This is a genomic window from Leeuwenhoekiella sp. A16 (assembly GCF_047946675.1).
Lineage (GTDB): Bacteria > Bacteroidota > Bacteroidia > Flavobacteriales > Flavobacteriaceae > Leeuwenhoekiella.
In genome coordinates this window covers 1921543-1945023 of the sequence record NZ_CP172313.1, presented here as the reverse complement: position 1 = coordinate 1945023, position 23481 = coordinate 1921543, and the positions used below count along the sequence as shown (strand labels likewise).

General features: G+C 38.1%; 21 protein-coding genes. 11 read left to right on the top strand and 10 right to left on the bottom strand.

Going from position 1 to position 23481, the window contains the following annotated elements; genetic code table 11:
* Positions 1-211 precede the first annotated feature (211 nt).
* The 6 genes from ACH3O9_RS08295 to ACH3O9_RS08270 all read left to right on the top strand — a co-directional run bounded on the left by ACH3O9_RS08295 (position 212) and on the right by ACH3O9_RS08270 (position 5036).
* Entirely contained in the window at positions 212-637 is a 426-nt protein-coding gene (locus ACH3O9_RS08295) for a DUF2975 domain-containing protein (RefSeq protein ID WP_416446649.1), read from the top strand.
* A 31-nt stretch (positions 638-668) separates the two neighbouring features.
* The gene (locus tag ACH3O9_RS08290) at positions 669-1172 is read left to right on the top strand and encodes a DUF2975 domain-containing protein (RefSeq protein ID WP_416446164.1); all 504 of its coding nucleotides are present in this window, start codon (positions 669-671) and stop codon (positions 1170-1172) included.
* Between the two features lies 1 nt (position 1173).
* The gene (locus ACH3O9_RS08285; RefSeq protein ID WP_416446162.1) at positions 1174-1380 is read left to right on the top strand and encodes a helix-turn-helix domain-containing protein; all 207 of its coding nucleotides are present in this window, start codon (positions 1174-1176) and stop codon (positions 1378-1380) included.
* An 81-nt stretch (positions 1381-1461) separates the two neighbouring features.
* Positions 1462-1893, top strand: coding sequence for an MgtC/SapB family protein (locus tag ACH3O9_RS08280; RefSeq protein WP_416446160.1), 432 nt, complete (start codon positions 1462-1464; stop codon positions 1891-1893).
* Between the two features lie 10 nt (positions 1894-1903).
* Positions 1904-3220: a Na+/H+ antiporter NhaA gene (nhaA, locus tag ACH3O9_RS08275; RefSeq protein ID WP_416446158.1), complete on the top strand. Its 1317-nt coding sequence runs from the start codon at positions 1904-1906 to the stop codon at positions 3218-3220.
* 43 nt (positions 3221-3263) lie between these two features.
* Positions 3264-5036, top strand: coding sequence for a M61 family metallopeptidase (locus tag ACH3O9_RS08270; RefSeq protein WP_416446156.1), 1773 nt, complete (start codon positions 3264-3266; stop codon positions 5034-5036).
* A 74-nt stretch (positions 5037-5110) separates the two neighbouring features.
* Here ACH3O9_RS08270 and ACH3O9_RS08265 read toward each other — a convergent pair whose 3' ends face one another.
* The 6 genes from ACH3O9_RS08265 to ACH3O9_RS08240 form a co-directional block, all read right to left on the bottom strand.
* Positions 5111-5392 carry a F0F1 ATP synthase subunit epsilon gene (locus ACH3O9_RS08265; RefSeq protein WP_416446154.1) on the bottom strand — a complete coding sequence of 94 codons (282 nt, stop codon included), beginning with the start codon at positions 5390-5392 and terminating at the stop codon, positions 5111-5113.
* Positions 5393-5440: 48 nt separating this feature from the next.
* Complete coding sequence (gene atpD, locus ACH3O9_RS08260) at positions 5441-6949, bottom strand: F0F1 ATP synthase subunit beta (RefSeq protein ID WP_416446152.1); 1509 nt, start codon at positions 6947-6949, stop codon at positions 5441-5443.
* 219 nt (positions 6950-7168) lie between these two features.
* Positions 7169-9934, bottom strand: coding sequence for a TonB-dependent receptor (locus ACH3O9_RS08255; RefSeq protein WP_416446150.1), 2766 nt, complete (start codon positions 9932-9934; stop codon positions 7169-7171).
* A gap of 89 nt (positions 9935-10023) precedes the next feature.
* On the bottom strand, positions 10024-11874 hold the full coding sequence (glmS, locus tag ACH3O9_RS08250; RefSeq protein ID WP_416446148.1) for a glutamine--fructose-6-phosphate transaminase (isomerizing): 1851 nt from the start codon (positions 11872-11874) through the stop codon (positions 10024-10026).
* Between the two features lie 6 nt (positions 11875-11880).
* Positions 11881-13500: a DUF4270 domain-containing protein gene (locus ACH3O9_RS08245; protein WP_416446146.1), complete on the bottom strand. Its 1620-nt coding sequence runs from the start codon at positions 13498-13500 to the stop codon at positions 11881-11883.
* A 10-nt stretch (positions 13501-13510) separates the two neighbouring features.
* Positions 13511-14320: a glycogen/starch synthase gene (locus ACH3O9_RS08240; RefSeq protein WP_416446144.1), complete on the bottom strand. Its 810-nt coding sequence runs from the start codon at positions 14318-14320 to the stop codon at positions 13511-13513.
* 107 nt (positions 14321-14427) lie between these two features.
* On the opposite strand from ACH3O9_RS08240, the gene panC reads away from it, so the two are divergent.
* The 5 genes from panC to radA are packed head-to-tail and all read left to right on the top strand — an operon-like array spanning position 14428 to position 19149.
* On the top strand, positions 14428-15276 hold the full coding sequence (panC, locus tag ACH3O9_RS08235; RefSeq protein WP_416446142.1) for a pantoate--beta-alanine ligase: 849 nt from the start codon (positions 14428-14430) through the stop codon (positions 15274-15276).
* 16 nt (positions 15277-15292) lie between these two features.
* Positions 15293-15640 (top strand): aspartate 1-decarboxylase, encoded by a 348-nt coding sequence (gene panD, locus ACH3O9_RS08230; protein ID WP_416446140.1) that lies wholly within the window; start codon positions 15293-15295, stop codon positions 15638-15640.
* Position 15641: 1 nt separating this feature from the next.
* A complete protein-coding gene (locus tag ACH3O9_RS08225) occupies positions 15642-16616 on the top strand; it encodes a lysylphosphatidylglycerol synthase transmembrane domain-containing protein (RefSeq protein ID WP_416446138.1) in 975 nt (324 codons plus the stop codon).
* A 26-nt stretch (positions 16617-16642) separates the two neighbouring features.
* The gene (locus ACH3O9_RS08220) at positions 16643-17785 is read left to right on the top strand and encodes an alpha/beta hydrolase (RefSeq protein ID WP_416446136.1); all 1143 of its coding nucleotides are present in this window, start codon (positions 16643-16645) and stop codon (positions 17783-17785) included.
* Positions 17785-19149 carry a DNA repair protein RadA gene (gene radA, locus ACH3O9_RS08215; RefSeq protein ID WP_416446134.1) on the top strand — a complete coding sequence of 455 codons (1365 nt, stop codon included), beginning with the start codon at positions 17785-17787 and terminating at the stop codon, positions 19147-19149. The genes ACH3O9_RS08220 and radA overlap by 1 nt, the downstream gene beginning before the upstream one ends.
* Before the next feature lie 369 nt (positions 19150-19518).
* Here the strand turns inward: radA and ACH3O9_RS08210 are convergent, their stop codons facing one another.
* The 4 genes from ACH3O9_RS08210 to ACH3O9_RS08195 all read right to left on the bottom strand — a co-directional run bounded on the left by ACH3O9_RS08210 (position 19519) and on the right by ACH3O9_RS08195 (position 23435).
* Entirely contained in the window at positions 19519-20265 is a 747-nt protein-coding gene (locus ACH3O9_RS08210) for a succinate dehydrogenase/fumarate reductase iron-sulfur subunit (protein ID WP_416446132.1), read from the bottom strand.
* 79 nt (positions 20266-20344) lie between these two features.
* On the bottom strand, positions 20345-20722 hold the full coding sequence (locus tag ACH3O9_RS08205; protein WP_416446130.1) for a four helix bundle protein: 378 nt from the start codon (positions 20720-20722) through the stop codon (positions 20345-20347).
* 49 nt (positions 20723-20771) lie between these two features.
* A complete protein-coding gene (locus ACH3O9_RS08200; protein ID WP_416446128.1) occupies positions 20772-22775 on the bottom strand; it encodes a fumarate reductase/succinate dehydrogenase flavoprotein subunit in 2004 nt (667 codons plus the stop codon).
* Between the two features lie 3 nt (positions 22776-22778).
* Positions 22779-23435 carry a succinate dehydrogenase cytochrome b subunit gene (locus ACH3O9_RS08195; protein WP_416446126.1) on the bottom strand — a complete coding sequence of 219 codons (657 nt, stop codon included), beginning with the start codon at positions 23433-23435 and terminating at the stop codon, positions 22779-22781.
* Positions 23436-23481 lie beyond the last annotated feature (46 nt).

The window sequence follows — 23481 nt, the reverse complement described above, 5'->3', positions numbered from 1 at the left end:
ATTTTAATTATGAAAATAAAACAAGTAGTACTTATTCTCGCTGTTTCGGCTTTAATTATTTTAGGCACTATGGCCTTTTTTGCAGATAAAATTAGCATAGGTGTAACTCATCATTGATGATTATGATTTTAAACAAACTTTTTAAGCTGCTTATTGATCTGGCCTTTTACCTGATGATTCCCATTTTAATCTTTTTTCCTGGAACTATTTTATATATCCTGTTTTTCCCGGAACAAGCAATTATCAACGTGAATATACCTTTTACAGAAAACGGTTTTGGGGTAAAGGCAATACTTTTACAATTGTATTTTTCGTGCTTTTCGTGTGGTTTTTTCTAGGGTTTTACCAGTTGCGCAAATTTGCTGGCCAACTTTTAAAGCAAAAACTATTTTCTAAAGAAGTAATTAAAAGCACCCAAAAGGCAGGTCAGTTTTTTATCGCTTGTGGATTAGGTTCACTTATTTTTATAGCAATTACCTCAATACTTACAAATGAAGGAAGAATAAGCATCACTTTTGGCTCTTCAAATTTCAGTTTACTTCTATTCTTACTTATTGTAGGCGTACTGTTTTTACTACTCTGCGACGCCTTCAAAAAAGCATTAGTATTAAAAGAAGAAAATGATTTAACTGTTTAGTAAATTCTTAGCCTTTAATCGACATACAGCAATGAAACTTTCCAGACTTTTCAAAATTTTAATTGACGTCCTATTTTATGTAACAGTTCTCACAGCTGTATCATACCCAATTGCAGCAATTTTTTCTGACATTTCCTCTACTGCTAAATCGTTGCTAGAAACTGAAGGACCTTATGCTACACTTCTAAACATTGCACAATTTATATTCATCCTATTTTTAGCATTTATCCTTTATCAATTTCGCCGGTTTGCAATAATTTTAAAAGAAAACAGGCTTTTTTCAAATGAGGCTATCTTAAAAATTAAAAACATTGGAATGCTTTTTAATAGCCTTGGTATAGCTATTTTCTTATTGCAGGTCCTTATTAGAATTGACAGTATACATTTCACTTTTTCTGAGATTGTAATAGTAATCGTTCCAAGTTTTATAGGGTTTGGTATTCCGTGCTTTATGGTTGGTGTTTTCTTTCTACTACTCAGCGACGCCTTCAAAAAAGCTTTATTATTAAAAGAAGAAAATGATTTAACTGTTTAGCATGCCTATAATTATCAACTTAGATCAGGTGCTGGCAGATCGAAATATGAAAAGTAAAGAGCTAGCTGAAATCATAGGTATTACCGAGGCCAATCTTTCTATCTTAAAATCAGGTAAAGCAAAAGCAGTTCGATTCTCAACACTTGAAGCTATTTGTGAAGCTCTTGAATGTCAACCCGGAGACTTGATTTCGTATCAAAAAGATTAAATTAAACCATCTCTTAGCATTCTTTTATTAAATACTCTCTTCTAGTTTGTTTAATTTTAAAATTAAGCAGGAAATAATTAAATGGAAATTGGTGATTTTGCGATAAGAATAAGCTGTGCAATAGTTGCCGGCTTAATAATAGGCGTAGAGCGTGAACTAAAAAATAAAAGCGCCGGGCTTAAGACTAATACCTTAGTCTCTTTAGGTTCTGCCGTTTTTGTACTTATTTCTCTTAAGTATCTTCATGAAGACAATACAGATATTACACGCGTATTGGGTCAGGTTGTTACTGGTATAGGTTTTTTAGGAGCAGGTACCATTTTACAAGACAAAAATAAAATTAAAGGGTTAACAACTGCTGCCACAATATGGTGCGCAGCAGCAGCGGGCTGTCTTTCGGCGGCAGGTATGTTTTGGGAATTACTTATTCTTACGTTTGGCGTTGTGATTATCAATTATATTTTTGGAATTGTTGATGATAAAATCGGGAAACGACGGAACTCAAATAATTAGACTATAGTTCATGAAAATCAGTAAAAATCCGGTAGAATCATTTATAAATAATTCCTCTTCTGGAAGTATTTTCCTCCTCTTATTTACGCTAATTGCCTTGGTTTGGGCAAATTCTCCTTGGAAGGAAGCATATCATTCACTTTGGCAAGAAGATTTTTCTATCGGGTTTACTGAAGCTGATTTTGTCATTACCCACCCTTTATACCTTTGGGTCAATGATGGTCTGATGACGATTTTTTTCTTTTATGTAGGTCTGGAAATAAAACGAGAAATTCTAGCTGGCGAGCTTACCACGTTACGTAAAGCCTCTATGCCAATTTTTGCTGCACTAGGGGGTATTTTAGTCCCTATAGGCATATTTTTCCTATTTGTTTTAGTAACAAATCAGGATCGTGGAGCAACCGGTTGGGGTATCCCCATGGCTACAGATATTGCTTTTTCTCTGGGTATTTTGCACCTCCTGGGGAAGCGCGTGCCCCTAGGATTAAAAATATTTCTTACGGCTTTTGCCATTATTGATGACATTGGGGCAATACTTGTAATCGCATTCTTCTATAGTAGCGATATACAGCTGAACTATCTTTTTATTGCCTTAGGTATTTTAGCAGTTCTGGGAGCCTTAGCATATTATAAATTTCATTCCAAATATTTATTACTCATTAGTGGTATAGCTGTATGGATCCTATTTTCAGAGTCAGGGGTGCATCCTACAATTGCCGGGGTTTTGCTTGCAATGGTGATACCATCTGCCAGAAGTGAGCGTTTAGATAATTTTTTAGGGAAAGTAGAAAATTCTCTTGATACTTTTAAGGAAACCGAAGAACCCGATCTTGTATTATCTGACGAGCAACAAGAAGCAGTTGATGATATAAATGTAATTACAGACAGAGTACAGTCTCCCATGCAGCAGCTGGAAAACGGATTAAGCGGGTGGGTTTCTATTGTGATTATGCCCGTTTTTGCACTAGCAAATGCAGGTATCACTTTTGATGCAGAATCTTTTAATCAGCCATTATTACTTATTCAAATAGGAGTAGCCATGGTGGTGGGTAAAGTCTGTGGTATTAGCTTGGGAAGTATTTTAGCCTATAAAGCGGGCATTGCACATTTACCCAAAGGGATTAAAATTAAAGACATTGTAAGTCTCAGCTTTTTAGGCGGAGTAGGTTTTACTATGTCTTTGTTTATAGGTGAATTAGCTTTTAGAGAAAACGATTTGCTTTCGGCTTCTAAAATAGGAATCCTCTTTGGGACTGTAATTGCCGGTGTAAGTGGTTACTTTATACTTCGCTACAGACTAAGACAAAAGAGCGATCCCAAATCCTGAAAATTTACAGGAAAACCGTAATTTCATCACAAAACTAAATTTGATGCGATTACTCTTAGCCCTACTCCTTTTAAGCTTCACTCTGCAAGCACAAACAAACACGTATGATATCTCCTTTAAAAATGCCGTTCATCACGAGGCCGTTGTTAAAGCTACATTTCCTAATATCAAAACCAAAACAGTAAAGCTGCAAATGAGCAGATCGTCACCGGGAAGATATGCTTTGCATGAATTTGCCAAAAATGTTTACGGTGTGAAGATCACAAATAGTAAAGGCGAAGAGCTTGAGTACACAAGACCTGATCCCTACTCTTGGGAAATTTCTGGACATGATGGTACAGTGAATGTAGAATATACATTGTTCGGGAACCGCGGTGATGGTACATATTCCCAAATAGATGAGACGCACGCACACCTTAATATGCCGGCTACTTTTATGTATGTTGATGATATACAATATCGGCCTATAGAGGTCACTTTTCAGCCCAGAGAAGACCTAAACTGGAAAGTAGCCACGCAGTTAAAAGAACTTAAAGGGAATACTTTTTACGCTCCCAATCTATATTATTTTATGGATAGCCCTACAGAAATAAGCGATTATGACTTACGCGAATTTGACCTTGATGGTAAGCATATCAGATTTGTTTTACACCATCTGGGTACTGAAGCAGAAGTTGACACTTATTTTGAAAAAGTAAAAAAGATCGTAGAACAGGAAAAAGCCGTTTATGGTGAATTGCCAGATTATGATTATGGCGAGTACGCATTTCTGGCTTGTTATATGCCCAATGCTTCTGGTGACGGTATGGAACACCGCAACAGCACAATTCTTACAGATACAGAAGGTCTCGCTGAAGGCGGAATGGAAAATAATATAGGTACGGTTTCTCATGAGTATTTTCACTCGTGGAATGTTGAGCGCATAAGGCCAGCTGATCTGGAGCCATTTAAGTTTGACAAAGCAAATATGAGCGACGCACTTTGGTTTGCCGAAGGTTTTACAAGTTATTACACCAATCTTATACTTTGCAGAGCGGGGATTATCACTCCTGAAAAATACATTAGTGGTCTCACCGGTACTTTTAATTATGTGTGGAATTCTCCCGCACGCGATTATTTCAACCCTATAGAGATGAGCAGGCAAGCGCCTTTTGTAGATGCGGCTACTTCTGTAGATCCTGTAAATCGTGAGAACACATTCATTTCATACTATTCCTACGGAAGTGTTTTAGGCCTGGCTCTCGATCTTATCTTGCGCGAAAAAGGGCTCAATCTGGACGATTTTATGCAAAAAATGTGGAAAACTTATGGCAAACCTGAAGTAGCCTACCAAGTTTCAGACATAGAGGAGACACTTGGTGATTATGCAGGAGAAGCTTTCGCGAAAGCTTTCTTTGATAAGTATATTTACAAAAGTGAAATGCCAGATTATAAAGAACTTTTACAGCAGGTAGGAGTTGTTCTCTCACAAGATGATTCTAAAGCTTACCTGGGAGCATCATTAAAGGAAACGGAAGATGGCTTGCTGATATCAAGAAACACTGCAAAAGGAAGTCCCGCTTACACTGCAGGACTTGATAGTGGTGATTTAATTACCACTTTAAATGGTAGTCCTGTTACATCTTTAGATGCATTCAATTCAACAATTGAAAATTCTAAACCCGGTGATAAGTTGAGCATAGGGTTTAAAAGTTATCAAAAAGATGAAAAAACGGAGGTTAAGCTCTCAAAAGATCCTGCTTATTCATTTTCAATAGATGAAAATGCTGGTAAAAATCAGCTAAAAGAACGTGAAAACTGGCTCAAAACAAAGTAAAATCGGCTAAGTTTTCTAAGCATAAAAAAAGCCCTTACAGATTTTGTAAGGGCTTTTTCTTTATTGAAATATTATTAGTCTGCTAATATGATTGCATTATTATCTTTCATCTCTAACGTACCAGAAGAAATTTTTAATAGCATCTCATTAGCTTCTTTACCTTGAGTAAATTTTGATTTAAACTTCTCCTTTATGGTAATGTTGCCCTTTATTTTAACTACTCCCTCTTCAAGAAGAGAAACAATAGGCGCGTGATTATCCAGCATTTGAAATTCACCATCTGTACCAGGAACGGTTACAGAAGTTACATCTCCGCTAAATAAAGTCGCTTCAGGACTTACAATTTCTAAGTGCATAAATATGTTAATTTATCTTTTTCGCGAAGGCGAAAAACAATCAATATCTTAAGCTTCTGCAAGCATTTTCTCACCAGCTTCTATAGCCTCTTCAATAGAACCTTTAAGGTTAAAGGCTGCTTCAGGAAGATGATCTAACTCACCATCCATAATCATGTTAAAACCTTTAATTGTTTCCTTAATATCTACAAGTACACCAGGTATACCTGTAAACTGCTCTGCTACGTGGAAAGGCTGAGATAAGAAACGTTGTACACGACGTGCACGGCTTACCGCTTGTTTATCTTCTTCAGAAAGTTCTTCCATACCTAAGATGGCAATAATATCCTGAAGTTCTTTATATCGTTGCAATAACTCTTTTACGCGTTGAGCACAGTCATAATGCTCGTCACCTAAAATATCTGCTGTAAGAATACGCGAAGTAGAATCTAACGGGTCAACCGCAGGATAAATACCTAACTCTGCAATCTTACGAGAAAGTACAGTTGTTGCATCAAGGTGAGCAAATGTTGTTGCTGGTGCAGGGTCAGTTAAATCATCTGCAGGTACGTAAACCGCTTGTACAGATGTAATAGATCCTCTTTTAGTTGAAGTAATACGCTCTTGCATCGCACCCATCTCTGTTGCAAGTGTAGGCTGGTAACCTACTGCAGATGGCATACGACCTAAAAGTGCAGATACTTCAGAACCCGCTTGTGTAAAACGGAAGATATTATCTACAAAGAAAAGTACGTCTTTCCCCTGGCTGTCTCCAGCACCATCACGGAAATATTCTGCGATAGTTAATCCTGAAAGCGCCACACGAGCACGAGCTCCTGGAGGTTCATTCATCTGTCCGAATACGAAAGTTGCTTTAGATTCTTTCATAGCTGATTTATCAACTTTAGAAAGATCCCAACCGCCTTCTTCCATAGAGTGCATAAATTCATCACCGTATTTTATAATACCAGATTCAAGCATCTCACGCAGTAAATCGTTACCCTCACGAGTACGCTCACCTACTCCGGCAAATACAGAAAGACCACCGTGTCCTTTTGCAATATTGTTGATCAACTCCTGAATCAATACCGTTTTACCTACACCGGCACCACCAAATAAACCAATCTTACCACCTTTTGCATAAGGCTCAATAAGATCAATTACTTTAATACCTGTAAATAAAACTTCTGTAGAAGTTGAAAGATCTTCAAATTTTGGTGCCTCTCTGTGAATAGGAAGTCCTGCATTACCTGCTTTAGGAAGGTTACCTATACCATCGATGGCATCACCAATAACATTAAATAAACGTCCATATACATCTTCACCTATTGGCATTTGTATAGGAGCTCCAGTTGATAAAACCTCTGTACCACGGCTTAGACCATCTGTAGAATCCATAGAGATGGTTCTCACAGTGTTCTCACCCACGTGCGATTGCACTTCAAGAACCAATAATGTTCCGTCAGGTTTTGTGATTTCTAAAGAATCATAAATTTTAGGAAGAGATGTGCTGTCAGCAAACTCAACATCTACAACAGGACCAATAATCTGGGCAACTTTACCTGTAACTTTTGACATTCTTAACTATTTAATGTTTAGCAAAATATGTAGCCGAAAAAAAATTATATGTGTTTTAAAATACACTGATTTTTCGTCGTGCAAAGATAGTTTTTAATATTTAAATACCTAAAACTCTTTTTATGGATTTTTTAAGATGACTGATCTTAGTTTCAATTTACAGTAATAGACACTGCATATATAGTTTATCTGCTATTATAAAAAGGTAAAAATTTGCAATTAGAGGTTATTAATCGTTAAAGAAAGATAATATTGCGAGCCTATATAACCCGTACCATATGCAGTAAAATACTCATTACCGAGTAAATTACTGGCTCCTGCTTTAAAAGTGGCTTTTAAAACTGGGATTTTATAATTTACCTGAGCATCAACAACAGAGTATGCCGGCACATTACCATCTGCAAATGTGGCCTGCCAGAAAAATGCATCACTCCACCTGTAACTAAATTTAAAACCAAAATTTTCAAAAAGCTCGTTTACTCCTAAAGAGGCCTTCACACGATGTTCAGGTGTATTAAAGCTTGTTCTAAAATCAGGATCTGAAGCCTGATCAAAATCCTGCTTGGCATATGTGTAATTAGCATCGAGTGAAAATTTATCAAAAACAGTTGTTCCTAAACCTATCGTAGCACCGTATGATTTCACTTTAGTATCAGAATTTGTATATGTTGAGTAGGCAGCATAGTCATTATTTTGAAGAGCCAGTAATGAAAGTGTATTATCGCCCACCTCACCATACAGCGGCACAAGTGTTGTTTCATTTGAAATGAAATTAGAATACACATTATAATAAACACTCGCATCAATACTCAATTTTTTAAGCTGCCCTCTATAGCCAACTTCATAAACCACTGCCTCTTCCGGTTTAACCAGATCTACAATAGCTTTTTCCGGGGCACCGGCACTTACAGAGTTTAGCGAAAAAGAATTTTCATAAGCCTGTCTCCCTACAACCGTCGCTCTTTGAGTTCCTGTGATGGTTTGCCCTGTTCCACTCAATGGATAAGTGCGAATATCCCTGTCTAAATTACTTTCTGCAGAACCTACAAGTACAGCTCTTCCCGCATCAAGACCAATAAACAGATCTTGTGTTGTAGGATTTCTAAATGCCGTTTGCACGGAAGCTCTTAAATTTTGATTACGCTTTTCTCCTAATGTATAGCCCACCGAAAATCGAGGCGTTACCTGACCATCAAACAACTCAGATTTATCGTAGCGCATTGAACCCGTAAGTTTCAACCGCTCATCTGCCAGCTTTTTCTGGATTTGTGTATAAATACCAAATTCTGAGTACGTGATAGGCCCGTCATAATCTGTGAAAATTGTTCCAAAAGAATTGAGTTTATATTCTCTGAAAGAACCCCCTAATTGTATTTCTGCAAAATCACTGGTAAGATGCGTGAAATTATAGTTGGCATCTACATGCCTAAGCTGGGTTTCATCTTTAAACTGCGCCCCCGTGGCCAGCTGAGGATCATTGATTACTTTATTAAAAGCAGCCATAAAAGCAGCTGTTCCCGGCATAAGCCTTCCTGCATCAGCTGTTTGTCGCCCTACCAGATGAGCCTGCTCTTCAGGAGCACCAGCGAGCGTAGCTTGTATATAAGCGCCAGCGTACTCCCCAAACCATTGATCATCAGACTTCCATGATCTGTTTAAATTTATAGCAGCAAAACGAGTATCATATGAATTGCCTGCATCTTCTGCTGTTATGTAACCACGTACAAAGAAGTTGTTGTTTTTAATCTCGATTTTATGCTGCTGTAGAAAAAAACCGCCTAAAACATAACGGTTAGAACCCTGATAAATAGTTGAACCCACTCCTATTTTACCTGCGTAAATTATCTCAAAATCGGTTGCAAATGGCCTATAATGAATAGCCGCGTCAAATTTTATGCTTTCAGCTTTATAATTAGTAAGACTTTGCTCTGCATATCCTGTCCTGCTTACAACTTCATTAGGCAGAAAATTCTGAGCACCTTGCGGAATGACACCAGCGTTAGCAAGCGCCTGCCCCACCCCCAGAATATTTGTACTCACTTCGTCGCCATATATATTGAGTCCGTCATAATTAGGATCTGCACGTGTAGCACCCGGATTAAGCACATCATCTTCATTTACAGCGTACCAATCTGTGCCTCTTAAATAGGAAAAATTAGCTTTCGCAGCAAACTTATCAGAAAAAGCATGAGCTGCACGAATGCCATAATCGTAGAATTCATTATCTCCCGCTGCATCCTGAGAAGTAATACCTCCTTTAAAATAGGTACTTATTCCCTGATGATCAAAAGGGTTTTTGCTGGTCATAAACAAAATACCATTAAAGGCGTTGGCACCATATAAAGCAGAAGAAGCTCCCGGAAGAAGCTCAATACTGTTTACGTCAAGATCAGACATACCTAAAAGGTTTCCGAGTACAAAATTGAGAGCAGGAGAAGCATTATCCATCCCATCTACCAGTTGTACAAACCGATTATTAGCAAAAGAGGCAAAACCCCGTGTATTTATTGATTTAAAAGTTAAGCTATTTCTATTCATGTCAACCCCTTTAAGGTTTTCCAGACCACCATAGAAATCTGCAGAGGCGGTATTTTTAATATCTCTTATATCAAAACTTTCTACAGATACAGGCGATTCAAAAATACGCTCCGGGGTACGAGAAGCTGAAACTATTATTTCTCCCAACTGGGTCTCATCTTCAATCAAAATAACATTTACAACCTGATTGTTCATGTCTATCGCAATCGTTTGCGAAATAAAACCAAGATTAGAAATTACAAGATTAAAAGGAAGAGATTCATTAGTGGTAAAAACAAACCTACCATCAAAATCTGTGGCGGTGCCCAGATTAGTATCCTCTACAGTAATATTTGCCCCGGAAACAGGTACCCCATTTTCGTCCTCAACGGTACCGGTTACTGTAGTTTGACTAAAAGAAAAGAATACACTAAATAAAAATACAAGAAAAGTAATGCGCTCTCTCATTTATATAAATTTAGATTTACATAAACAATGTACGCATTTTTCAAAATATTAAGTCAATCAGGCTAAATATTTAAGCCCTAACGCAATAACTACTCTACCGTAACAGATTTTGCTAAGTTACGAGGCTGGTCAACATTTTTATTAAGCATTACAGCAATATGATAAGAAAGTAATTGCAGCGGTATGGTGGTTAATAAAGGAGACATTGAGTCCATACTTTCAGGAACTTCTATAACATGATCTGCAAGTTCTTTTACAGTAACATCACCTTCTGTAACAATACCTATTATTTTTCCTTTGCGAGATTTTATTTCCTGAATGTTGCTAACAACTTTTTCATAATGACCTTTTCGCGTAGCTATAACAACTACCGGCATCTGTTCATCTATAAGAGCAATTGGCCCGTGCTTCATCTCTGCAGCAGGATAACCTTCCGCATGAATATAAGAGATCTCCTTAAGCTTTAAAGCGCCTTCAAGGGCAACCGGAAAATTAAATCCACGGCCCAGATATAAGAAGTTCCTTACATCTTTATAAACTTCGGCTACTTCCTTAACGTGATCGTTAGATAAAAGGGCACGCTCAACTTTTTCTGGGATCAATTCTAACTCCTGCAGGTGTAAGTGAAAATCTGATGTCGAAATCTTTCCTTTCTCTTTAGCAATCTTAAGAGCTATCAAGGTAAGAACGGTAATCTGCGTTGTAAATGCTTTAGTAGAAGCAACACCAATTTCTGGTCCTGCATGCGTATATGCTCCCGCATGAGCTTCGCGCGAAATAGAAGAACCTACCACATTACAAACTCCAAAAACAAAAGCGCCATTCTCTTTAGCCAGTTTCATAGCAGCCATTGTATCTGCAGTTTCTCCACTTTGAGAAATCGCAATTACAATATCATCTTTAAACAACACAGGATCACGATACCTAAATTCTGAAGCGTATTCTACTTCTACCGGTATTCTTAGCAGTTCTTCAAAAATATATTCTGAAACCAAGCCTGCATGCCATGATGTACCACAAGCTACAATCACAATACGTTTAGCATTGACAAACTTATCTATGTTATCATCTACTCCGGCTAATTTTAATATTCCTTCTTTAGAACGCATGCGTCCTCTAAAAGTATCTCTTATTGCCTGTGGCTGCTCGTAAATTTCTTTAAGCATGAAATGGTCGTAACCGCCTTTCTCTATTTGCTCAAGATTTAATTGTAACTCTTGTATATACGGGTCTGCAACTAGCTCATCGTTCTTAATCTTAAGAATTTTGATATCTTTCTGCGTTCGAACGATAGCCATTTCACCATCTTCCAGATAAATAGCATTTTGAGTATACTCTATAAAAGGCGTAGCGTCTGAAGCAATAAAATATTCTCCTTCTCCAACCCCAATAGCCAGTGGGCTACCAAGACGTGCCACTACGATCTCATCTGGCTTATTTCTGTCTATAACTGCAATTGCATAAGCGCCTACCGTCTGGTTAAGTGCTATTTGAACAGCTTTACCAAGCTTAACACCTTCATTTTTCTTTACATCTTCTATAAGATTCACAAGAACCTCTGTATCTGTATCTGATGTAAAAGTGTAACCGCGTTTTATAAGTTCTTTCTTTATAGCATCGTAATTCTCGATTATACCGTTATGTATAATTACAAGATCACCACTATTAGATTGATGAGGATGAGCATTTAGATCATTAGGAATACCGTGAGTTGCCCAACGTGTATGACCTATACCAATATTTCCTTTTGTAGAAATTTCGGTTATTGCTTTTTGCTCCAGGTCTTCAACCTTTCCTTTTGTTTTACACAAGTTTATATTTTCACCATCAAAAAGTGCGATTCCCGCACTATCATAACCTCTGTATTCCAGACGTTGCAATCCTTTAAGAATTATAGGATATGCTTCCCTGTGACCTATATAACCAACAATACCACACATAAAAAACTAGTTTGAAGATGAGCTAGTATAGTAAATATTCAGTTTAACCTGTTTACTTTCATCTGCACCTTGATTACCGTAAAGAATTGTTCCTTTCTGAGACAAAATAGAACCAAAAGGCACTCTGTTAGGTTTATCTTCAGAAGAAGTACCCTCAATTGAGCCAGTAGAAGTTAAACCTACATTCTGACTTACTACAAGACCAAGCTTTGTTGCCGGACTCTCGTTTGAAGAATTCAATAAAGACTTTAAATATTCAGTAATCCTGATCTTGTAGCTTATGCCCTTACCACTTGCATCTCTTGTTAACGGCCCAAGATGAGTAGTTATACCATCTGCTCCCGATGCTCCTGCAGTAGCTTCAAAAGTGTAATCAACAAGCGGCTGATTTGTATCTAAATTATAAATATAAAGACGCTCAGGTTCGTCATAGTTCTGACCTCCCAATGCACTTATCTTAGATTGATCAACGTAAAATGTAATATTAGCCTCCCTGATTAACCAGGTACTATCTCTTAAAGTTTCTAAACGTTCAGGGATGCCATCATTATTATCATCAGGACCAAAAAGATCTATTACAGCCATACTACCCTGACCTCCTTTTAAATATAAATTTTCATCCCCATTTTCCATATCAGGAGTTCCTACAGCATCGGCGATCTGAGGCTTGAAAGAATTATCAAGTCCCGTTAATGATATCGTGCGCAGACCACCTGACTCTGATGTTGAGTACAACTGCAAATCAAGTGTTCCACTAGTGGTAGGCTCATTAGTACCATATCTGTAATACAGAGTAATCTTGGTCGCACTCAAGTTATAAAGGAAGTAAGAACCTTTATTATTAGCAAGCGGTTGAACCTTGAAATAAATTCCTCTGAAATAATTTTTAAAATTATTATCATTAAAAAGTACGTTATCTCCGCCTTTATCAATAATTGCCTGTTTCCAGTATTCTGTTCCTAATGAAAGGCGCAAAGCTGGCTCTGTGTACGTTATAACAGCACTTTGATCTTCTGCATCTGCAGCAGCCGGTAAATCTGTTCGTACGGGTTTGTTTGATGGCACAAAATTCTCAGCAGCAAATAAAGAATCACCTTCTATTCCCTGAAAATCGCTCATTTGGTTAGAATAATAGATCGCTCTGTCTTCAAAATCAGGAGGTGTGTTATCCCCTAAAAAGTAATTTGAGCGATATGCTATTAAATTCATAGGAGTGTCACCATACACAGAATCCAGTGTATACACAGTATTTCCTTCTGCATCGATACTAGAAGTACTAAAATAGGGCATGCTAAAAATGACGCTATCAAGAACCACATTATCGCCAAATACAGGATTACTTCTTGACAAAACAACCTGGCTTAGTGAAGAAGCGGTTGTAGTACCATAAACAGGGTCATCATAAATACCCAGAGATCCCAGAGATGTGCCATTTGTTTGTACCCCTAAAGTATCAAAAAACCTTTTTGTATAAGTAGTGACAGGCAATGAAAGACTATCAGATTTAAAATTTGTGCTATCAACTATATTGCTTCCCAGAGGTTGAAAATCATTCTCGCAGGATAACATAAGTGTAAAAACAAATAGCACAGCTACCGTCCTTAAGATTAAGGTTGTAAATTTCATTCGTATAATATTAGTCAAGGACTTTTGTAGTGTAGAATTCTTCGTAGGCTTGTGCAAACTCCTCTTTCTTCTTAAAAGGGAGAACAGGTATCTTGGTAGTATTTAAATATTTTACCAGATCTTCACTAAGCTCTGCAGATCCTACTATTGCAGCATCAGAATTTTTAATCGCAACTTTCATTAGATTCTCATAAGAAGGAGATTCTAACTCTGCGATATCTTTTTTATCCACCCCATCAAAAGCAATTTTATCAATCATTTGCTCATTTAACGTGCCTTCGTAGCCAGAATTGTATACAGATGTAACAATCTTACTTTTCTTAAATAATGGCTCACTAGCATAATAAACCTTTAGGTAAAGAGGGAGTAATGATGCTAACCAACCGTGCACATGTATTATATCTGGAGCCCAATTAAGTTTCTTTACAGTTTCTACCACCCCTTTTGCAAAGAATATTGCGCGCTCATCATTATCTGCAAAGAGCTTACCATCTTCATCTGTAAAAGTGGCCTTACGCTTAAAATACTCTTCATTATCAATAAAATAAACCTGAATACGTTCTTTAGGGATAGAGGCAACCTTTATAATTAAAGGCATGTCAAAATCATTGATAACGAGGTTCATTCCAGATAGACGTATAACTTCATGAAGCTGATGCCGTCTTTCATTAATATTGCCGTATCTGGGCATGAAGATCCGGATTTGACCTCCTTTGCTGTTTACCATTTGAGGGGCATCAAATGACATCGAGGCGATTTCGGTTTCCGGTAAATAAGGTATAACTTCAGATGATACGTACAATATCCTCTTATCTTTCATAGAGTAATTCTTAATTGCTATTATGGCTAAAAAACACGCAAAATTACGAAAATTTATGCAGATTGCCAGTAAAATACTAATTTTGCGCCCTGTTAATTTTTACCCTAATGGCCGTATTTACTAAAAGACATGAAATATCAGCTGCTGTTGCAAACCTTAAAAATTCTGGTAATTCAGTCGGTTTTGTTCCCACTATGGGCGCTTTACACTCCGGCCACGCCAGCCTTATAGAATTTGCATTAAAGCAGGTTGATAAAGTAGTGGTGAGCATTTATGTGAATCCTACTCAATTTAATAACTCAGGAGATCTTGATGCTTATCCTCGTGATCTTGACTCTGATGTTCTCTTTTTAGAGCCTTTCGGCGAAAAGTTAATCATTTACGCTCCAGACTCAGATCAGGTTTATGGCGAGAATGTAAAATCATTTGACTACGATTTTGGCGGACTGGAAAATGAAATGGAAGGCAAATTTCGTCCCGGCCATTTTGAAGGTGTAGGTACAGTATTAAAATTGTTATTTGAAAGTGTAAATCCCGACAAAGCTTTCTTTGGGGAAAAAGATTTTCAACAATTACAAATAGTTCGCAAACTGGCAGAAATAGAAAAACTTCCGGTTGAGATAATAGGTGTGCCTATTCACAGAGCAGAAGACGGCCTTGCCGAAAGCTCAAGAAACAGACGATTAAATGCAGCACAGAGAGCGGCAGCTCCTTTCATATACAAGGTGCTGCAACAGGTAAATAAAGATTTTCAGCATAAAAGCATAGAACACATTAACCACTGGGTTGCAGATGCTTTTAAAGATCAACCAGAGCTCGAGCTTGAATATTTTGAAATTGCAGATTCTAAAACCTTAAAAACCGCCAAAAAACCATCTAAAAACGACAATTATCGTGCATTTATCGCAGTTTTTGCGGGAGAAATACGACTAATAGACAATATTCCCCTAATCTAATACCTAACTTTGCACTATGTTAGTCAATGTTGTAAAATCAAAAATTCACCGCGTTCAGGTTACTGGCGCAGAACTTCATTATATAGGAAGTATAACCATAGATGAAGATCTTATGGATGCTGCAAATATTATAGAAGGCGAGCGCGTACAGATCGTAAACGTAACAAATGGTGAGCGCTTAGAGACGTATGCTATCCCCGGCCCAAGAGCCAGTGGCGAACTTACGCTTAACGGTGCTGCGGCAAGAAAAGTGGCAAAAGGCGATATACTTATTCTTATTGTCTATGCTTTTATGAGCGAGGAAGAAGCAAGAAAATTTAAGCCTACTCTTGTTTTTCCTAATGAAAATAATCTTCTAAAATAGGTTGACTAAAAAGAGATTCATAAAGATTCTAAAAACGATCATTCCTTTAGGGTTAGGTGTTTTTTTAATCTGGTATTCTTTGAACAGCGCTACAGCAGAACAAAGACAAATTCTCTGGCAGAATATAAAAGCCGCAGATACTAAGTATATCTGGTTATCCCTCTTTTTTGGTATTACCAGTCATTTATCGCGTGCTTATCGCTGGAAATTCCTGTTAAAACCCTTGGGCTATAATCCCGCTTTTGCAAATAGATTTATGGCAGTAATGGTCGCTTACCTGGCAAACCTGGGCATCCCAAGATCTGGCGAAGTCTTACGTGGCGCTACGCTAACCACTTATGAAAAGATCCCTTTTGAAAAAGCCTTTGGCACTGTAATTTCAGAGCGTATCGCAGATTTTATAATGCTCATGCTGGTAGTGGGAGTAGCAATTATTTTGCAAAGCGAAAATTTACTCAGCTATCTAGATTCCAGAAATATCAATCCTCTTTTTACAGGAGCTGTTCTGGTTGTGCTTATTTTACTTCTTTTGATTTTTTTAAAGATCATACAACGCTCGACCCATAAATTCATAATTAAATTACGCGATTTCCTTAACGGACTTCTTGAAGGCATGCGCAGCATTCTTCACATGCAAAACAAAGTAGCTTTTATTTTTCATACTGTCTTCATCTGGGTAATGTATGTGCTTATGTTCTGGGTGATTAAATTCACCATACCAGAAATTGCCGAAGCTTCTTTTAGTATTATAATGGCTGCTTTTGTGGTGGGTTCTTTTTCTATTTCTGCTACAAATGGCGGCATTGGCGTATACCCCATAGCCATAGGCGCATTTCTCGTTTTTTTCGGCTTTAGCAAAGAAGGAAGTGAGGCATTTGGCTGGATAGTCTGGGGCTCACAAACAGCTCTTGTAATTGTTGTAGGCGCTCTTTCATTTTTATTTCTTCCTGTTTTCAACAGAAGAAAAAATGGTTAACTTGGGACTTTCTAAAAAAGCCCCAAATGAAAAAACAACTATTAATGCTGTTTGTCCTCGCGACAAGCAGTCTTCTCGCACAGGTTCAATACAAAGAAATTGAATCTTCAAAATTAAGTGAAACTCGTAAACTTAAAATCCAGTTACCCCGCAATTACGACAATAACAAAGACCACTCCTACCCTGTAATCCTGGTTTTTGACGCTGATTATCTATTTGAACCGGTGGCCGGCAATGTAGATTATTTTAGTTATTGGGAAGATATGCCTCAGGCTCTTGTTGTAGGCATTATGCAAAGTGATCGAGAGGCAGATTCGTATTACGATTCTAATTCACTGCCGGCAGAAAGCGGTGCAGATTTCTTCGAATTTATTGGTATGGAATTGTTCCCCTGGCTGGCAAATAATTACAGGATCACAAACTTTAACATTGCGGTAGGTCACGATCTCACGGCTAATTTTGCAAATAATTATTTACTGAAGAAACCAGCACTTTTTCAGGGATATATCTCTATTAGTCCAGATTTTGCACCACAGATGAAAAGCAGACTTTCTTCAATTTTATCAAATACAGAAGAACCTGTTTTTTACTATCAGGCCACAGGAACCGAAGATATTAAGCCTCTTAGAGACGATATTCTTGCTCTTGACACCGATTTTAAACAAATTAAAAACCCTAATTTTAAATATTATTTTGACGATTTTGATGGCGCAACACATTATACCCTTGCAGCACGTGCAATACCTAAAGCTCTAGAAGAACTTTTTGCCACCTACAGACCTATTAGTCAGAAAGAATTTAAAGAAGTTATTCTTAAACTCGATGAGACATCTGCTTATGATTATCTGGTAGAGAAGTATGCAACAATAGAATCTTTATACGGTTTAAAAACCCAAATAAGGATAAATGATTTCATAGCCGTCGCAGCTGCATTAGAAAAAAAACAAGATGCAGAAGCTCTGGAAAATCTAGGCAAACTGGCTAATAAGGAATATCCTAAAACCATGATGGGTAATTATTATTTGGCGAGATCTTATGAGATTGACGGCGAACCCAAAAAAGCAATGCGCACCTATCAAAATTCGTTAATGCTAAAAGAAGAAGGAAACATAAACAAAGATCTTATGATAAGCAGAGCAGATAAGATCAAAGAAGATTTTGGATATTAATGGCGAAAACAAAAACAACATTTTACTGCCAGAATTGCGGTGCTCAATTTGCTAAGTGGCAAGGGCAATGCACATCCTGCAAAGAATGGAATACCATTGCCGAAGAGGTTATACAAACTGAAGAAAAGAAAACCTGGAAACAGTCTGCAGAACCATCTGCTAAACGCGCGGCAAAACCTCAAAAGATAACTGAAATATCTACAACGGCAGAGGCCCGAATGAACACTAAGAACGACGAACTTAACCGCGTGCTTGGTGGCGGTCTTGTGCCTGGATCATTGACGCTACTGGGCGGTGAGCCGGGAATAGGGAAGTCAACTTTAATGCTACAAATAGCACTGAGCCTACCGTATCAAACGCTTTATGTATCTGGTGAAGAAAGCGCCCAGCAGATAAAAATGCGGGCAGAACGCATTAATCCTAACGCAGAAAATTGCCTCATTCTCACCGAAACCAAAACGCAAAACATCTTTAAACAGATAGAAGCGGTAGAACCTGACATTGTTATTATAGACTCTATACAAACGTTGCATAGCGATTATATAGAAAGCAGCGCGGGGAGCATTTCGCAGATTCGCGAAACCACTAGCGAACTTATAAAATTTGCTAAGGAAACTGCGACTCCGGTTATTTTAATTGGTCATATTACTAAAGATGGCAATATCGCGGGCCCGAAAATATTGGAGCATATGGTAGATACCGTACTTCAGTTTGAGGGTGATCGCAATCATGTCTACCGTATTTTACGTGCACATAAGAACCGCTTTGGTTCTACCAATGAACTTGGAATTTATGAAATGCAAGGCAGCGGCTTACGCGAAGTTTCAAATCCGTCTGAGATTTTAATTTCGAAGAATGATGAAGACCTTAGCGGGACTGCCATAGCCGCCACCTTAGAAGGCATGCGCCCATTGATGATAGAAATACAAGCTCTTGTGAGCACAGCTGTTTACGGCACACCGCAGCGTAGCGCGACGGGTTATAATGCGAAGCGGCTTAATATGATATTGGCTGTTCTTGAGAAAAGAGCAGGTTTTCGCTTGGGAGCGAAAGATGTATTTTTAAATATCACTGGCGGAATTTCAGTAGATGATCCCGCCATAGATCTTGCTGTCGTAGCCGCTATTTTATCGAGTAACGAAGATATCGCAGTAGCGAAAGATATCTGCTTTGCGGCAGAGATAGGTTTAGCAGGAGAAATACGCCCCATCCCAAGAGTAGAACAACGTATTCTGGAAGCTGAGAAGTTAGGTTTCGGAACAATTATGGTTTCAAAATATTGCAAAATTCCAAAAAAGAATTTCGTGATAAACATCATAAAAGTGGCAAAAATGAATGATGTTGTAGAGTATTTATTTGGTTAACCACAACCTGCAAGGTTTAACTAACCTTGTAGGTTTAACTTCGTGTTGATTTGGCTTCGTTCAAATGAAGACCTACAAGGAGGTTTTACGTAGAAAACAACACCTTGCAGGTCTAGACACGAAACGGCGAAATTTGATTTTAGTTGGATTATAGTTTTAAAATACTGCAAAATCCAAAAAGAACCTGCAAGGTTTTATCAACCTTGTAGGTTTAGCATTATCCAAACCTAAGAAGACCTACAAGGAAGCTTTGCTTATCAGCAAGCAACACCTAGCAGGTTGCAGATCGAAAAACTAAAAAACCACCTCTAAAAGGTGGTTTTTTACCATAATAAGCCGTTTTTTTCTCTAATAAAATTTCAGGTGAGATTAGTCTTTTAATGAAGCCGCCATATACTCACGATTCATCAAAGCCATATTCTCAAGTGAAATACCTTTAGGGCATTCTACTTCACAGGCACCTGTATTTGTACAGTTACCGAAACCTTCAAGATCCATTTGGCGTACCATATTAAGTACTCGAGTATCTGCTTCTACTTCCCCTTGTGGTAATTTTGCCAATTGTGCAATTTTAGCCGAAGTGAATAACATGGCGCTTGCATTTTTACAAGCCGCCACACAAGCACCGCAACCTATACATGTAGCCGCGTAGAAAGATTCATCTGCTTTTTCTTTTTGTACAGGAATGGCATTTGCATCAATTGTATTACCAGAAGTGTTGACAGAAACGTAACCACCAGCCTGCTGAATACGATCAAATGCAGATCGATCTACGATTAGATCTTTCACAACCGGAAAAGCCTTAGCACGGAATGGCTCTATAACAATAGTATCACCATCTTTAAACTTACGCATGTGTAACTGGCAAGTTGTAGTAAGACGATCTGGCCCGTGAGGTTCACCATTTATCTGTAGATTACAGCTACCGCAAATACCTTCACGGCAATCATGATCAAAAACAACGGGTTCTTCACCTTTATCATTCAGGTTCTCGTTAAGAACATCAAGCATCTCAAGGAAAGACATATCTCCATCAATACCATCAATCTGGTAATCAACAATTTTTCCTTTTGATTTGGCATCTTTTTGACGCCATATTTTAAGTGTAAGTTTCATTCTATGAATGTTTTAATCATACTTTTTACAAAGCACTTCTATTTAAAAAATAGTTTTTTATAAGTTATTTTGTTACTAGTTATTCTGTCTTTTTACGTTTAAGATACTTAATATATCCATTAAGAATTAAAAGTGTTTTACCGTAAATACCTCTAAACTCTTCTGCGGTCTCAGGTGAAATATATCCTTCATCACGTGCAATAATAAAATGATCTAAAGTTTCAAAAAGCGAACCTCTTGCCATTCTACAGAATTGAATATTCTCCTGAAAATGAAATCTTCCAAAACCCTCAGCCACATTGTTTCCTATAGACCTTGAAGAACGTATTATTTGACTTTGTAAACTATATTTTTCCTTTTCTGGAAACGTTGGGACTATTACATCTTTTACAAAATTTCTAAGTATCCTTGCCTCTTGCCGGCAACTCAACTCCTCAAAAGATTGTAAATTTCCCATTTACATTAAATCAAAATTTCAATAACCAATAACTTATTAACTTAATAATCTATTTATAACTTCTGGTTTTAACCTCAATATTTTCAAAAGTGAGGTTTTCTTTATGCAACTGTGCGGCTCTTGGGTCGCCCATATATTCCCATGCTGAAACGAATGTGAAATTCTCATCGTCCCTCAGGGCTTCTCCTTCTTCAGTTTGATATTCTTCTCTAAAGTGACCCCCGCATGATTCATTTCGCGTAAGCGCATCTTTAGCAAAAAGCTCTCCCAGTTCAAGAAAATCGGCCACACGACCTGCTTTTTCCAATTCCTGATTAAAGCTATCTTCAGTTCCCGGCACACGTACATTTTCCCAGAAATCTTTACGCAACTCAGCAATTTCATCCATTGCGCTCTGCAGATCTACTGCATTACGGGCCATACCACATTTGTTCCACATGATCTTACCTAATTTCTTGTGGTAATGATCTACAGAATGCTTTCCGCTTGCGTTCATTAATTTGCTTATACGATCACGCACATCTTTTTCAGCCTGATCAAACTCGGCTGATTCTGTAGAGATCGCTCCTGTACGAATATCTTGTGAAAGATAATCTCCTATTGTATAAGGAAGCACAAAATAACCATCTGCAAGTCCCTGCATCAACGCCGAAGCCCCCAGTCGGTTTGCTCCGTGATCTGAGAAGTTAGCTTCGCCGGCAGCGTAGCAACCCGGAATTGTAGTTTGTAAATTATAATCTACCCATAGACCGCCCATTGTGTAATGCACAGCGGGATAGATCATCATAGGTGTTTTGTATGGGTTTTGATCTACGATCTTCTCATACATCTGAAACAGGTTACCGTATTTGGCTTCTATTTCAGCTTCTCCTAATGCTCTTATTTCGGCATCAGTAGCATCTTTTATACCAGAACTTAGGGCTTTCTCTTTTCCGTAACGCATGAAAGCCGCACTAAAGTCAAGATAAACAGCCTCACCTGTCTTATTAACCCCATAACCCGCATCGCAACGCTCTTTAGCAGCTCTTGAAGCTACATCACGAGGCACAAGGTTACCAAAGGCAGGATAGCGACGCTCTAGGTAATAATCACGATCTTCCTCTTTAAGATCTGTAGGTTTTAATTTGCCTTCACGAATGGCAACAGCATCTTCTTTTTTCTTTGGCACCCAAATACGACCATCATTACGCAATGACTCTGACATCAGCGTTAATTTTGATTGATGATCTCCGGAAATCGGAATACATGTTGGGTGAATTTGTGTAAAACAAGGATTTGCAAAATATGCTCCTCTACGGTGGGCTCTCCAAGCTGCCATCACATTACTTCCCATCGCATTTGTAGAAAGGAAGAATACATTACCATAACCTCCTGAAGCGATAACCACGGCGTGTGCAGCATGTCTTTCTATCTCACCGGTTACAAGATCACGAGCAATAATACCTCTCGCTTTACCATCTACAAGCACAAGATCGAGCATCTCATGACGATTGTACGCTTTTATTTTACCACGATTTATCTGGCGGTTCATCGCTGCATAAGCACCAAGTAAAAGCTGTTGACCGGTTTGTCCTTTAGCATAGAAAGTACGTGAAACCAAAACCCCACCAAAGGAGCGGTTATCAAGCATACCCCCATATTCACGTGCAAAGGGAACACCCTGAGCAACACACTGGTCAATTATGTTTGAAGAAACCTCAGCCAGGCGATATACATTCTCTTCTCTTGAGCGATAATCGCCACCTTTTACAGTGTCGTAAAAAAGACGGTAAACAGAGTCACCATCTCCCTGATAGTTCTTTGCTGCGTTAATTCCGCCCTGAGCGGCAATAGAATGCGCTCTACGTGGAGAATCCTGGTAGCAAAATGTTTTAACGTTGTAGCCCAACTCAGCAAGAGTAGCCGCTGCGCTACCACCGGCAAGACCAGTACCAATAACGATAACATCAATATTACGTTTGTTGGCAGGGTTTACCAGATTAATATGATTTTTATGATTGACCCACTTATCTGCAAGTGGTCCTTCAGGAACTTTAGAATCTAGTACTGACATAGTCTAGTTATTTAAAAAATGGTACAAGGCGATGAAAACGAAACCTAACGGAATCACAACAGCATAAACTTTAGCAAACTTTCTTAGCGCCTTTGCATATTTATTATTAAATCCTACCGACTGGAAGGATGATACAAACCCGTGATACAGGTGTAAAGCCAGAAACACAAAAGAAAGCACATATAACGCAACGCGTACCGGGCTTTCAAATTTTGCGGTCATCTCACCATAATAACGCATAGGGTCTTTAGGGTGAGACTCAACATATTTGTGCACGATCTCAGGAAACCAGAAATCATAAAAGTGAAGTCCCAGAAAAGCTAGAACCACAAGTCCGGAAAATAGCATATTTCTGCTTACCCATTTTGAATTACGGTTACCTTTAAAACTCACATACTTTACCGCACGAGCACTGCGATTGCGATACTCAAGAATAAAACCTAGCACAAAATGAAAAATCACACCAAAGATCAATATGGGTTGAAAAATCGCCTGTACGATAAAATTACTTCCCATAAAGTCTGAAAAGCTATTGAACGTATCTGGCCCCATTGTCGAGGTAATGTTGATTATAAAGTGCTGTGTTAAGAATAAAATCAGGAACAAGCCGGAAATTGACATCGCATACTTTCTGGCGATCGAAGAGGAAATAATTCCCATTTAAGAAGTATTTTTAATTAAGTGGATACAAAAATACACCGCAGAG